General features: G+C 62.9%; 5 protein-coding genes and 3 rRNA genes. 6 read left to right on the forward strand and 2 right to left on the reverse strand.

Annotation, left to right across the window (positions count from 1 at the left end):
• Position 1 precedes the first annotated feature (1 nt).
• The 6 genes from AC3ANP_RS08535 (at position 2) to AC3ANP_RS08560 (ending at position 11,719) form a co-directional block, all read left to right on the forward strand.
• The gene (locus AC3ANP_RS08535) at positions 2-3,664 is read left to right on the forward strand and encodes a 1,4-alpha-glucan branching enzyme (protein WP_488332884.1); all 3,663 of its coding nucleotides are present in this window, start codon (positions 2-4) and stop codon (positions 3,662-3,664) included.
• A 435-nt stretch (positions 3,665-4,099) separates the two neighbouring features.
• A 16S ribosomal RNA gene (locus AC3ANP_RS08540) occupies positions 4,100-5,624 on the forward strand.
• 525 nt (positions 5,625-6,149) lie between these two features.
• Positions 6,150-9,285, forward strand: a 23S ribosomal RNA gene (locus tag AC3ANP_RS08545).
• A 215-nt stretch (positions 9,286-9,500) separates the two neighbouring features.
• Positions 9,501-9,617 (forward strand): 5S ribosomal RNA (gene rrf / locus AC3ANP_RS08550).
• The 16S, 23S and 5S rRNA genes sit together here, the layout of an rRNA operon.
• Positions 9,618-9,716: 99 nt before the next feature.
• Positions 9,717-10,205, forward strand: coding sequence for an SRPBCC family protein (locus AC3ANP_RS08555; protein WP_488332885.1), 489 nt, complete (start codon positions 9,717-9,719; stop codon positions 10,203-10,205).
• Positions 10,206-10,276: 71 nt separating this feature from the next.
• A complete protein-coding gene (locus AC3ANP_RS08560) occupies positions 10,277-11,719 on the forward strand; it encodes an FAD-binding oxidoreductase (protein ID WP_488332886.1) in 1,443 nt (480 codons plus the stop codon).
• 27 nt (positions 11,720-11,746) lie between these two features.
• Here the strand turns inward: AC3ANP_RS08560 and AC3ANP_RS08565 are convergent, their stop codons facing one another.
• Positions 11,747-13,147, reverse strand: coding sequence for a DUF4032 domain-containing protein (locus tag AC3ANP_RS08565; RefSeq protein WP_488333002.1), 1,401 nt, complete (start codon positions 13,145-13,147; stop codon positions 11,747-11,749).
• 158 nt (positions 13,148-13,305) lie between these two features.
• Positions 13,306-14,388: an ABC transporter ATP-binding protein gene (locus tag AC3ANP_RS08570; RefSeq protein ID WP_488332887.1), complete on the reverse strand. Its 1,083-nt coding sequence runs from the start codon at positions 14,386-14,388 to the stop codon at positions 13,306-13,308.
• Between the last annotated feature and the right edge of the window lie 17 nt (positions 14,389-14,405).

The following is a 14,405-nucleotide window of genomic DNA, read 5'->3' on the forward strand; positions in this document are numbered from 1 at the left end:
CATGACCCTGTCCCTGTCCCCAGCGCTGGATGTCCTGCTCCGCTCCTGGCTGCCCCGCCAGCGGTGGTTCCCCGTCAAGAGCGCCACCTTCGACTACGTGCCGGTGGGAAGGGTGGACCTCGCCGCGCTCTCGGCGGACGGTGCCGCCCTCGAGGTCCTGCTCCTCGCGGTGACCTATCCGACCGCAGAGGGGAGCCGCACCGACGTCGTGCAGGTCCCCTTGAGTGTGCGCCCGCAGCCGCGCCCCGGCGCGGACGCCGCGCTGCTCGGCGAGGTCCCGGCAGGCCGGCCGGAGGCATCCCGCTGGGTGTACGACGGCGTCCACGACCCCGCCTTCATCGCCGCCTGGCTGGACCTGATGCGGGCCCGCACGAGCACCGGCGACGGTGCCGCCGGCCACCTGGTGGAATCGGACTACCCGTTGCCCCGCGCCACCGGCACGGTCAAGGTCCTCTCCGGGGAGCAATCCAATACCTCGGTGATTGTGGACGACGGCCGGTCAGCCGCGATCCTCAAATTCTTCCGCGTGCTCTCAGCCGGCCAGAATCCCGAGGTCGAGATCGGCGCCGCACTGACCGCCGCGCGCACCGCGGAAGTCCCAGCCACCCTCGGCTGGGTCACCGGCAGCTGGAACGGCCCGAACGCTGCACCTGACCAGCGCGCCAGCGGAGAACTCGCCGTGGCCCACGAATTCCTCGCCGACGGCCGGGATGCCTGGCGCCTGGCGGTGGACGCCGCCAGCACCGGCACGGATTTCACCGCCGAGGCGCACGCCCTGGGTCACGCGACGGCCACGGTGCACCGGAGGTTGGCCGAGGCGCTGGGGACTTCCGCCGAGACCGTCCCGGGCGGCGACATCGCCCCAGGCGTCGCCCGGCGGGTCCGGCAGTCCTGGACCGAAGCCCGCGCCGCCGTCGGACCCTACGACGCCGAACTGGAGGCTCTCCTGGCCCGGCTCGAAGGGACAAGTCCGGGGCCGCTGCAACGGATCCACGGGGACCTGCACCTCGGGCAGATCCTGCAGGTCCCCGGCGGCGCGCAAACGCCGGAGCGCTGGGCCATCCTGGACTTCGAGGGCGAGCCGCTGCGGCCCATCTCCGAACGCAACTTTCCCGACGTGCCCCTTCGTGACGTCGTGGGCATGCTGCGCTCGTTCGACTACGCCGCGGGCGCTGCAGTCCGTGAATACGGCAACGCCGTCGTCCCGGCAGGCTGGGTGGATGACTGCGCCGGGGCGTTCCTGGCCGGCTACGCCGAAGTCACCCCGGGCGCCATCGACCGCGGTTCAGCCCTGTTCGTGGCATTGTGGCTGGACAAGGCTCTTTATGAAGTTGTGTACGAACTACGGAACAGACCGGACTGGCTCGCCATCCCGGTGAACGCATCCCGTCGTCTCCTCGGCAGTACAGGTGCCGGCGTGTCCGCCGGCACCGAAGCGGAAGGTAACAATATGACAGGCTCAGCACGTACCGATCGACCCGGTGTCCCGATGCCCGTGGACGCGGAGACCCTCGCACGGGTTGCCGCCGGTGAGCACCACGCGCCGCATTCCGTCCTCGGCGCGCACCTCGACGACTACGGGCACGTCACCATCCGCACCGTGAAGCACCTCGCGGAAGCCGTTTCCGTCGTGACCGCGACCGGCAGCCACCCGATGACGCACGAGTCCGGCGGCGTGTGGGTGGCTGTGCTGGACCCCGCGGAGGAAGGCCACGTCCCGGACTACCGCCTCGAAGTCACCTACGAGGGCGAAGAACCCCAGCAGGCCGACGAGCCCTACCGTTACCTTCCGACCGTGGGCGAAGTGGATCTGCACCTGATCGGCGAAGGCCGGCACGAGCGTCTCTGGGATGTTCTCGGCGCCCACGTCCAGCACTACAAGTCGGCCCTGGGCGACGTCGACGGCGTGTCCTTCGCCGTGTGGGCTCCCAATGCCCAGGCCGTACGCGTCAAGGGCGACTTTAACGGGTGGGACGGCCGGGAGTTCTCGATGCGCTCCCTGGGCTCCTCGGGGGTTTGGGAACTGTTCATCCCAGGCGTTTTAGCAGGGGCGTGCTACAAGTTCGAGATCAAGACACAGCAGGGTTACTGGGTCGAGAAGGCCGACCCGCTGGCGTTCGGCACGGAGGTGCCGCCACTGACGGCATCACGCGTCGTTGAGCCCTCGTACGTGTTCAAGGACGCCGAGTGGATGGAGGCCCGGGCTTCCCGGGATCCGCACAACGCCGCCATGAGTGTCTACGAGGTCCACCTCGGCTCCTGGCGGGTGGGACTTGACTACCGCCAACTGGCCAAGGAACTGGTCGAGTACGTCAAATGGCTCGGCTTCACGCACGTGGAATTCATGCCCGTAGCGGAACACCCTTTCGGCGGCTCGTGGGGCTACCAGGTCACGTCCTACTTCGCGCCGACAGCGCGCTTCGGGCACCCGGACGAGTTCCGGTACCTCGTGGACGAACTGCACCAGGCCGGTATCGGCGTGCTGCTGGACTGGGTTCCCGCGCACTTCCCCAAGGACGAGTGGGCGCTGGCGCGTTTCGACGGCGGCCCTCTCTACGAACACTCCGACCCGAACCTGGGCGAACACCCGGACTGGGGCACCCTGATCTTCGACTTCGGCCGGCGGGAGGTCCGCAACTTCCTGGTGGCCAACGCCTTGTACTGGCTGGAGGAATTCCATATCGACGGGTTGCGGGTCGACGCGGTGGCCTCAATGCTCTACCTGGACTATTCCCGCCAGGAAGGCCAGTGGCAGCCGAACCGCTTCGGCGGCCGCGAGAACCTCGAGGCGATCTCCTTCCTGCAGGAAGTCAATGCCACCGTCTACCGCAAGAACCCCGGTGCCGTGATGATCGCCGAAGAGTCCACCGCCTTTCCGGGCGTCACCGCGCCGACAAGCCAGGGCGGGCTCGGCTTCGGGATCAAGTGGAACATGGGCTGGATGCACGACTCGCTCAAGTACATGGCCGAGGACCCCTACAACCGTAAGTGGCACCACGGCACGCTCACCTTCTCCATGGTGTACGCCTATACCGAGAACTTCCTGCTGCCGATCAGCCATGACGAGGTAGTGCATGGCAAGGGCTCGATGCTCCGCAAGATGCCGGGCGACCGGTGGCAGCAGCTCGCCAACCTGCGTGCCTTCCTGGGCTACCAGTGGGCGCACCCGGGCAAGCAGCTGATTTTCATGGGTACCGAGTTCGGGCAGGAAGCGGAATGGTCCGAGCAGTACGGCCTGGACTGGTGGCTGGCCGACATTCCGGCGCACCGCGGTCTGCAGCTCCTGACCAAGGACCTGAACGAGCTCTACAGTTCCACCCCGGCCCTCTATGAACGGGACAACCACCCGGACGGGTTCGAATGGATCAACGGCGGTGACGCGGACCGGAACGTCCTGACGTTCATCCGTCGGGACGCCGCCGGCACCCCGCTGGTCTGCGCGCTGAACTTCTCCGGCGCGCCGCACCATGACTTCGTCCTTGGGGTGCCCGCCGCCGGTTCGTGGCAGGAGGTCCTGAACACGGACGCGGCAGCCTACGGGGGATCCGGCGTCCTCAACGAGGGAACCCTGACGGCGTCCGGCGACGGCGCCGACGGGCAGCCCGCCAGCCTGAAGGTGTCCCTGCCGCCGTTGGCCGCGGCCTACTTCAAGCTGATCGACTAGGCTCCGGCGGCGGCGGCCGCCACCGTCGGTGTCCGGCCGCGTGGGGATGGCCCGGAGATGGGCTTTTGTCAGTCGGCCCCGATGGTGGTACAGTTTATTTCCGCGCCGCTCCCCGGAGTTGATCCGCTAAGACAACCAAGAGCCTCTGCCGAGGCCGGGTTTGAAACGCTGATTTGACTCGGGCGAAGCGAGCGGGTAAGTTTGAAAAGTTGCTCCGGAGCGATCCTGGACCGTTGGGTTTGGGTGGTGTCGGGTGTGTCTGTTGTTTGAGAACTCAATAGTGTGCCAAGTTTGTTGATACCAATTGTTTTATTGATTGGTTGTTTTGGCTGTGTTGTCCACCCAGTGGATGGCATGGTTTTTACAGCTGGTTTCAAATTTTGTGCATTGTGTGCATCCCGTTTTCCCGGGGGCGCATGGTGTGTCTGTTTTACTTCAACGGAGAGTTTGATCCTGGCTCAGGATGAACGCTGGCGGCGTGCTTAACACATGCAAGTCGAACGATGATCTCCAGCTTGCTGGGGGGATTAGTGGCGAACGGGTGAGTAACACGTGAGTAACCTGCCCTTAACTCTGGGATAAGCCTGGGAAACTGGGTCTAATACCGGATATGACTCCTCATCGCATGGTGGGGGGTGGAAAGCTTTTTGTGGTTTTGGATGGACTCGCGGCCTATCAGCTTGTTGGTGAGGTAATGGCTCACCAAGGCGACGACGGGTAGCCGGCCTGAGAGGGTGACCGGCCACACTGGGACTGAGACACGGCCCAGACTCCTACGGGAGGCAGCAGTGGGGAATATTGCACAATGGGCGGAAGCCTGATGCAGCGACGCCGCGTGAGGGATGACGGCCTTCGGGTTGTAAACCTCTTTCAGTAGGGAAGAAGCGTAAGTGACGGTACCTGCAGAAGAAGCGCCGGCTAACTACGTGCCAGCAGCCGCGGTAATACGTAGGGCGCAAGCGTTATCCGGAATTATTGGGCGTAAAGAGCTCGTAGGCGGTTTGTCGCGTCTGCCGTGAAAGTCCGGGGCTCAACTCCGGATCTGCGGTGGGTACGGGCAGACTAGAGTGATGTAGGGGAGACTGGAATTCCTGGTGTAGCGGTGAAATGCGCAGATATCAGGAGGAACACCGATGGCGAAGGCAGGTCTCTGGGCATTAACTGACGCTGAGGAGCGAAAGCATGGGGAGCGAACAGGATTAGATACCCTGGTAGTCCATGCCGTAAACGTTGGGCACTAGGTGTGGGGGACATTCCACGTTTTCCGCGCCGTAGCTAACGCATTAAGTGCCCCGCCTGGGGAGTACGGCCGCAAGGCTAAAACTCAAAGGAATTGACGGGGGCCCGCACAAGCGGCGGAGCATGCGGATTAATTCGATGCAACGCGAAGAACCTTACCAAGGCTTGACATGAACCGGAAAGACCTGGAAACAGGTTCCCCACTTGTGGCCGGTTTACAGGTGGTGCATGGTTGTCGTCAGCTCGTGTCGTGAGATGTTGGGTTAAGTCCCGCAACGAGCGCAACCCTCGTTCCATGTTGCCAGCGCGTTATGGCGGGGACTCATGGGAGACTGCCGGGGTCAACTCGGAGGAAGGTGGGGACGACGTCAAATCATCATGCCCCTTATGTCTTGGGCTTCACGCATGCTACAATGGCCGGTACAAAGGGTTGCGATACTGTGAGGTGGAGCTAATCCCAAAAAGCCGGTCTCAGTTCGGATTGGGGTCTGCAACTCGACCCCATGAAGTCGGAGTCGCTAGTAATCGCAGATCAGCAACGCTGCGGTGAATACGTTCCCGGGCCTTGTACACACCGCCCGTCAAGTCACGAAAGTTGGTAACACCCGAAGCCGGTGGCCTAACCCCTTGTGGGAGGGAGCTGTCGAAGGTGGGACTGGCGATTGGGACTAAGTCGTAACAAGGTAGCCGTACCGGAAGGTGCGGCTGGATCACCTCCTTTCTAAGGAGCACCTACAACAACCACGCCAGGCGTTATGTCTGTGTGGTGGTGTTGTCAGGAGTAGGCCCGTTGCGCAGGCGATTGTTCTGCGGCGGGTGCTCACGGGTGGAATATCAACAAATAGCGGCCGCTGGTTTTCTGCCGGCACCCAGTACGGTCACTTGTTCCCTTCGGGGGGCGGGTTGTCCTGGAACGGTGCGGGGAGGGGATGGGCGGTTTAGTGTTTGGCACACTGTTGGGTCCTGAGGCAACAGGACCATGGCATGGGCGGGGTTTTCCTTTCGGGGGAGGCCTGGTTGGTGCTGTGGGGCTGGTTTGTTTCTGGTTTCCTGGCTGCATCGATCACGCGCGTTGACGTGGGTGGGGTGTGTGGTACGGGGTTGTTGTTTGAGAACTACATAGTGGACGCGAGCATCTTTTATAAGAAGCAATTTCCAAGAATATGAACCTGGATCTGGTTCCATGCCCTTGTGGGTGTGGGGTTGGTTTCGTGGTTCTCTCGTGAATTACTCCTTGATCTTTTGTGGTCAAGTTTTTAAGAGCACACGGTGGATGCCTTGGCATTAGGAGCCGAAGAAGGACGTAGGAATCTGCGATAAGCCTGGGGGAGTCGATAACCGGACTGTGATCCCAGGGTGTCCGAATGGGGAAACCCCGCCAGGGGCGCGAGTTACCTGGTGACCCGCATCTGAACACATAGGGTGCGTGGGGGGAACGCGGGGAAGTGAAACATCTCAGTACCCGCAGGAAGAGAAAACAATAGTGATTCCGTTAGTAGTGGCGAGCGAACGCGGATCAGGCTAAACCGTTCCATGTGTGATAGCCGGCGGGCGTTGCATGGTCGGGGTTGTGGGACTTTCCGTTCTGTCTCTGCCGGGACAGTGGGGTGTGTTGCATGGGCATAGGTGAGCGGTCTTGAAAGGCCGGCCAGAGAGGGTGTGAGCCCCGTAACCGAAATGCTGTCATGCCGCCTGGGAGGTATCCCGAGTAGCACGGGGCCCGAGAAATCCCGTGTGAATCTGTCAGGACCACCTGATAAGCCTAAATACTCCCTAATGACCGATAGCGGACCAGTACCGTGAGGGAAAGGTGAAAAGTACCCCGGGAGGGGAGTGAAACAGTACCTGAAACCGTGTGCTTACAATCCGTCGGAGCCATCATAGCTTGCTGTGTTGTGGTGACGGCGTGCCTTTTGAAGAATGAGCCTGCGAGTTAGTGTTACGTCGCGAGGTTAACCCGTGTGGGGAAGCCGTAGCGAAAGCGAGTCTGAACAGGGCGTTGCAGTGGCGTGATCTAGACCCGAAGCGAAGTGATCTACCCATGGCCAGGTTGAAGCGACGGTAAGACGTCGTGGAGGACCGAACCCACTTCAGTTGAAAATGGAGGGGATGAGCTGTGGGTAGGGGTGAAAGGCCAATCAAACTTCGTGATAGCTGGTTCTCCCCGAAATGCATTTAGGTGCAGCGTTGCGTGTTTCTTACCGGAGGTAGAGCTACTGGATGGCTAATGGGCCCTACAAGGTTACTGACGTCAGCCAAACTCCGAATGCCGGTAAGTGAGAGCGCAGCAGTGAGACTGTGGGGGATAAGCTTCATAGTCGAGAGGGAAACAGCCCAGACCACCAACTAAGGCCCCTAAGCGTGTGCTAAGTGGGAAAGGATGTGGAGTTGCGAAGACAACCAGGAGGTTGGCTTAGAAGCAGCCATCCTTAAAAGAGTGCGTAATAGCTCACTGGTCAAGTGATTCCGCGCCGACAATGTAGCGGGGCTCAAGTACACCGCCGAAGTTGTGGCATTCAGATTTTTGCTAAGCCCTTGTGGTTCAGGCGTCTGGATGGGTAGGGGAGCGTCGTGTGGGCGGTGAAGTCGCGGTGTAAACCAGCGGTGGAGCCTACACGAGTGAGAATGCAGGCATGAGTAGCGAAAGACGGGTGAGAAACCCGTCCGCCGAATGATCAAGGGTTCCAGGGTCAAGCTAATCTGCCCTGGGTAAGTCGGGACCTAAGGCGAGGCCGACAGGCGTAGTCGATGGACAACGGGTTGATATTCCCGTACCGGCGAAAAACCGCCCATGTTGAACGGGGGATACTAACCGCCCGAAGCCTGCCCGAGCGCCCTTGTGGTGTGAGGGTTTTGGTGGAGCGCGGGACCTGATCCCGGGAGGCAAGCGTATTAACAGGTGTGACGCAGGAAGGTAGCCGGGCCGGGCGATGGTTGCCCCGGTCTAAGGATGTAGGGCGAACGGTAGGCAAATCCGCCGTTCATGATGCCTGAGACCCGATGGGACCCCCGTATGGGGGGATCCGGTGATCCTATGCTGCCGAGAAAAGCATCGACGCGAGGTTTTAGCCGCCCGTACCCCAAACCGACACAGGTGATCAGGTAGAGAATACTAAGGCGATCGAGAGAATTATGGTTAAGGAACTCGGCAAAATGCCCCCGTAACTTCGGGAGAAGGGGGGCCCCTACCGTGATGGACACTTGCTGTCCGGAGCGTGGCGGGGCCGCAGAGACCAGGGGGAAGCGACTGTTTACTAAAAACACAGGTCCGTGCGAAGTCGCAAGACGATGTATACGGACTGACTCCTGCCCGGTGCTGGAAGGTTAAGAGGACCGGTTAGCCGCAAGGCGAAGCTGAGAATTTAAGCCCCAGTAAACGGCGGTGGTAACTATAACCATCCTAAGGTAGCGAAATTCCTTGTCGGGTAAGTTCCGACCTGCACGAATGGAGTAACGACTTCCCCGCTGTCTCAACCATAAACTCGGCGAAATTGCAGTACGAGTAAAGATGCTCGTTACGCGCAGCAGGACGGAAAGACCCCGAGACCTTTACTATAGTTTGGTATTGGTGTTCGGAGTGGCTTGTGTAGGATAGGTGGGAGACGTGGAAGCCCGGACGCCAGTCCGGGTGGAGTCATCGTTGAAATACCACTCTGGTCACTTTGGACATCTAACTTCGGCCCGTAATCCGGGTCAGGGACAGTGCCTGATGGGTAGTTTAACTGGGGCGGTTGCCTCCTAAAAAGTAACGGAGGCGCCCAAAGGTTCCCTCAGCCTGGTTGGCAATCAGGTGTCGAGTGTAAGTGCACAAGGGAGCTTGACTGTGAGAGAGACATCTCGAGCAGGGACGAAAGTCGGGACTAGTGATCCGGCGGTACATTGTGGAATGGCCGTCGCTCAACGGATAAAAGGTACCTCGGGGATAACAGGCTGATCTTGCCCAAGAGTCCATATCGACGGCATGGTTTGGCACCTCGATGTCGGCTCGTCGCATCCTGGGGCTGGAGTAGGTCCCAAGGGTTGGGCTGTTCGCCCATTAAAGCGGTACGCGAGCTGGGTTTAGAACGTCGTGAGACAGTTCGGTCCCTATCCGCTGCGCGCGCAGGAAATTTGAGAAGGGCTGTCCTTAGTACGAGAGGACCGGGACGGACGAACCTCTGGTGTGTCAGTTGTACTGCCAAGTGCACCGCTGATTAGCTACGTTCGGATGGGATAACCGCTGAAAGCATCTAAGCGGGAAGCTCGCTTCGAGATGAGATTTCCATACACCTTGTGTGTGAGAGGCCCCCAGCCAGACCACTGGGTTGATAGGCCGGATGTGGAAGCGAGGACTAACGACTCGTGAAGCTGACCGGTACTAATAGGCCGATAACTTACACCACACACCACCCGGGGCAAACGGGTTCAAAAGCGTTTGCCACCAACGGGCGGTACAAAGAAACAAGACTGCTTGCGTCCACTATGTGGTTCCCAAACAACAAACCCAACACCAGGGCACGTTGCAGGAACCAACAACTACATAACAACACCACATGTTGTAACCCACAGATTTCCCACCACCACCCCCCCAGGGGCCGGAACGGTGCGGAGCACGAGTTACGGCGGTCATAGCGTGGGGGAAACGCCCGGTCCCATCCCGAACCCGGAAGCTAAGACCCACAGCGCCGATGGTACTGCACCCGGGAGGGTGTGGGAGAGTAGGTCACCGCCGGACACTAATTAGGTCGAGAGCCTCCAACCACCAGGTTGGAGGCTCTCCCCCTTTAACCACCCGACCCGCTCGCGGACAAGGGGCCTTGTAGAGTTGATGCCCATGGACAACCTCTTCAGCCATGCAGCCGCAGCGCCTGGCGCCGAACCTTCGGCGGACCTGGAACCCGTGGTGTGCACCGTCCTCGTTCCCGGTCCTGTCGCCAGGGCATTCGTGGGATTCACCGAGCACACCCACCTCTGGTGGCCGCTTGCGGAATACAGCGTCTACGGCGCCGGGTCTTATGTGGAGTTCGAGGAGAACCTCATCGTGGAAACCGCGGACGATGGCAGGACCGCCATCTGGGGCACCATCGATGACTGGCAGCCACCGCTGTCCTTCCACGCCAGCTGGCACCCCGGCGCGCAGGCCCTCTGGTCCACCGAGCTGCGCGTTGCCTTTCGTGCCGTCGAAGACGGGACCGAGTTGCGGCTCGTGCAGAGCGGCTGGGAAGGTGCCCAGGACCCGGCCGGAACCCGTAACGAGAGCGAGGCACGCTGGCCCGGCGTACTGCAGCGGTTCGTCCGCTTCATGGGAGGCGCCGGCGCCTGAAAGCGGACCGCGCCGAACACGCTACCGGCCCTCGAGTAAACGCGGACCTCGCGCCCTAGACTGAAGGCCGGATGACGCCCCCGACCAAGGAGAAGAAGGCTGTGCGGAGCATCGTGAAGGAACTGACCTCGGCCCTGGGCGCGGACAAGGTCGCAGTGGATGCCGCGACCCTGGCGGCGTGCGCAGTGGACCGGGCGCCGGTGCTGGACTACCAGCTCCCGCTGGCCGTGGTCCTGGCCGACTCCCTCGCGGATGTACAAGCCACTGTCCGGGCCTGCGCCGCCCGCCGGGTAGCACTGGTGACCCGCGGAGCCGGCACCGGCCTGTCCGGCGGCGCGCACGCGAGCGAAGGGTGCGTGGTGCTCAGCCTGGAACGGATGAACCGCATCCTGGCCCTCAACCCCGATGACGAGACCGCCGTCGTCGAGCCCGGGGTCATCAACGCGGAACTGAACGCGGCGGCTGCACCGCACGGACTGATGTACGCCCCGGACCCGGCCAGCTACAAGATCTCCACCATCGGCGGCAATGTCGCCACCAATGCGGGCGGCCTGCGCTGCGCAAAGTACGGGGTCACCCGCGATTCCGTGCTGGCGCTCGACGTCGTCCTGGCGGACGGTACCCTGATTCACACCGGGCACCAGACCTTCAAAGGGGTGGCCGGCTACGATCTCACCGGGCTGTTCGTGGGGTCCGAAGGTACTCTGGGAATCGTGGTGGGGATCACCGTCCGGCTGCGGTACCTCCCGTGTGAGGTCCACACCATCGCGGCGTTCTACCCCGATTTCCGCGGCGCGGCCGCCGGCGTCCTCGCTGTCGGCCGGGCACGCATCCAGCCGGCCATCATGGAACTGCTCGACGGCGGCTCCCTCGCCCAGCTGGACGACGTCCACGGCTCGGATCTCACCGCCCGGGGCGGCTCCTTGCTGCTGATCCAGACTGACGGCTACGGTGCGGCCGCCGAAGCGGCGGCGCTTCGTCCGGTGCTGGCCGCGGGCGGGGCAACAGTGACGATGGAGGCGAATGCCGAAGCCGAACTGCTGGTGGAGCTTCGCCGCAACAGCCGCGGCGTAGAAGTGGACGACGAGTACCGGGTGGGCGAGGACGTTGCCGTGCCCCGCTCACGGCTGGTGGACTATGTTGCCGAGCTGGAGGCGACGGCGGCGAAGTTTGCTGTGCAGCTCAAGGTGGTGGCGCATGCCGGCGACGGCAATCTCCATCCCACGTTCTGGGTGGACCGGGCCGAAGCCGGCGCGACTGAAGCCGGCGCGACCGAAGCAGGCGCCGAAGCCGGCGGGGTGCCGGCCGCCGTCGAACGTCTTGCAGCGGCGCTGGACGAATCCGTCACCGTCGCCCTGGCGATGGGCGGGACCATCACCGGCGAGCATGGTGTGGGCCAGTACAAGCTGCGCTGGCTGGGACTGGAACAGAAGGAGCCGGTGCGCGAACTGCAGCACCGGATCAAGGAACTGTTCGACCCGGCCGGCATCCTGAACCCCGGAAAGGCGATTTAGCCCGCGCCCGGCCCCGGCCCCACCGGTTCAGTCGTCGGAGTCCGGGTACTCGTCGTCGGCGCCGTAACGGGATTCCTCGGTCTCTACTTCCAGGATCTTGAGCAGCTCGGTGTCCGGGTTGAGCATGATCGCGGCCTCATCCCGCCGGTGCCGCAGTTCGGAGTCGATGTAGGACTGCACGGCCTCGGCCAGCGGGATATACCGGTTCTCTTTTTGCGACATGTACCAGCGGTGCTCCAGAATTTCGTGCACGGCCTCCGCCGGCTCCAGCTTCCCGGAGAGGTCGCGGGGGATCGCTCTGACGATCGGTTCGAAGATCTGGCTCAACCACAGGTGTGCGCTGTACTCCTCGTCCATTCCGGGGTTGTTGTCTGCCCGGAAGGTGTCCATGTCGTTCAGCAGCCGCCGTGCCTGGTTTTCCTGTACATCGAGGCCGGTGAGCCGCAGCAACCGGCGCTGATGGTGCCCGGCGTCCACGACTTTGGGCTGAAGCTGGATGGTGGAACCGTTTTGCGTGGTCTTGATGGCGTATTCCTCCACATCGAAGCCCAGCTCGTTCAGCCGCCGGATCCGCGCGGTGACCCGCCAGCGCTCCCCGATCTCGAAGGATTCCTTCTCGGTCAGCTCCGCCCAGAGCCGCCGGTAGCTCTCCATGATGAGCTCACTGGTGGCGACGGGGTCCACCTTGTCCTCGATCAGGCCGCCGTCCAACAGGTCCATCAGTTCGCCGGCGATGTTGACCCGGGCGATTTCAAGATCGTATTCCCGCTGGCCGGTGGACAGGTCCGGATACAGCTCACCCGTTTCGGCGTCCACGAGGTAGGCGGCGAAGGCGCCGGCGTCGCGGCGGAACAAGGTGTTGGAGAGGGAGACGTCGCCCCAGTAGAAACCGATCAGGTGCAGGCGGACCAGCAGCAGGGCCTGCGCGTCGATCAGCCGGGTCAACGTGTCCTTGCGGAGCATCTGGGAGAACAGGGCCCGGTACGGCATGGAGAACTTCAGGTGCCGGGTGACCAGCACCGGGTTCAGCGGCCTGCCGTCGGGGGTGGTGCGCCCGGTAATGACCGCCACCGGCTCCACGCAGGGGACATCCAACCGGGCCAGTTTGCGCAGCATGTGATACTCGTGGCGGGCAATGTGTTCGGAGGTTTCCTTGATGGCGATCACCGACCCGCCCAGATGGGCGAAGCGCACAATGTGGCGCGAAATGCCGCGGGGGAGCGCCGCGAGGTACTCCGCGGGCCAGTCCTCCAGCGCGGTATGCCACGGCAGGTCCAGCAGTTCGGGCTCGGTGGCGGCGGCCGTGATGCTCAGCGAACTCGCGACACGCCTTTCGTCATTGCTTGCGGCCGCGTAGCGGGGCAGCTTGCCGATCTGTGCGTAATCCGTGGGTTCATCATGCCACTGGGCGCCGTTCTCCTCCGTCACGCGGTTTTCCTCGCTCATGTGGCAATTCTCCCGTACATGGGCGGACGCGCCTAACGTCTGCCGGCTACCGGGCGCTTAAACCACGACGGCGGCCCTCCCGTGGGAAGACCGCCGCAGCTTGGCAGCTTGGCCGGTTAGGGGCCCGGTGCCGGTGGGGACTAGTCGCCCAGGCGCAGGCCCGTCTTGGTGTCGAACAGGTGCACGTGGCCCGACTGCGGGCGGACCCAGATGGATTCGCCCTTCATCGGGGGGCGGCGGCCGTCGACGCGGGCCACGATGTCGTGGCTCTTGCCGTCGAGCGTGGTGTGGCCGTAGACGTAAGCGTCCGCGCCGAGCTCTTCGACGACGTCGACCTCCACCTGGAGGCCCTCGCCTTGGGGGGCGTTCTCCAGGTCTTCGGGACGTGAGCCGACGGTGACGGTGGAGCCGGAGGCGTCCTCGAGGACGTCACGCGGGACCGGGTAGACGGTGCCGCCGAACTGCACGCCGCCGTCGACGACCGGGAGTTCGAGCAGGTTCATGGCGGGGGAGCCGATGAAGCCGGCGACGAAGACGTTCTTCGGCTTGTCGTAGAGGTTGCGGGGGGTGTCCACCTGCATCAGCAGGCCGTCCTTGAGGACGGCGACGCGGTCGCCCATGGTCATGGCCTCGACCTGGTCGTGGGTGACGTAGACCGTGGTGACACCGAGGCGGCGGGTCAGGGAGGCGATCTGCGTGCGGGTCTGCACGCGGAGCTTGGCGTCCAGGTTGGACAGCGGCTCATCCATCAGGAAGACCTGCGGGTTGCGCACGATGGCGCGGCCCATGGCGACGCGCTGGCGCTGGCCGCCGGAAAGCGCCTTCGGCTTGCGGTCCAGGTAGGGCTCGAGGTCCAGGAGTTTGGCGGCCTCGCGGACGCGCTCGGCACGTTCTTCCTTGCTGACGCCGGCGATCTTGAGCGCGAAGCCCATGTTGTCCGCCACGGTCATGTGCGGGTACAGCGCGTAGTTCTGGAACACCATGGCGATGTCGCGGTCTTTGGGCGGAAGGTCGGTGACGTCGCGGTCACCGATCAGGATCCGGCCGGAGTTCACATCTTCGAGGCCCGCGAGCATGCGGAGCGAGGTGGACTTGCCGCAGCCGGAGGGCCCAACGAGGACCAGGAACTCGCCGTCGGCGATTTCGATGTTGAGCTTGTCAACAGCGGGCTTCTCTGTGCCCGGATACAGACGCGTAGCGTTGTCAAAAGTAACTGTAGCCACAGTTCTCAATCCCTTCA

It is taken from the genome of Arthrobacter sp. JB02-1C (genome assembly GCF_057748045.1).

Coding starts and splice junctions, on each gene's coding strand:
- AC3ANP_RS08535 (WP_488332884.1), top strand. CDS start 2: ATGACCCTGTCCCTGTCCCCAGCGCTGGATGTCCTGCTCCGCTCCTGG.
- AC3ANP_RS08555 (WP_488332885.1), top strand. CDS start 9,717: ATGGACAACCTCTTCAGCCATGCAGCCGCAGCGCCTGGCGCCGAACCT.
- AC3ANP_RS08560 (WP_488332886.1), top strand. CDS start 10,277: ATGACGCCCCCGACCAAGGAGAAGAAGGCTGTGCGGAGCATCGTGAAG.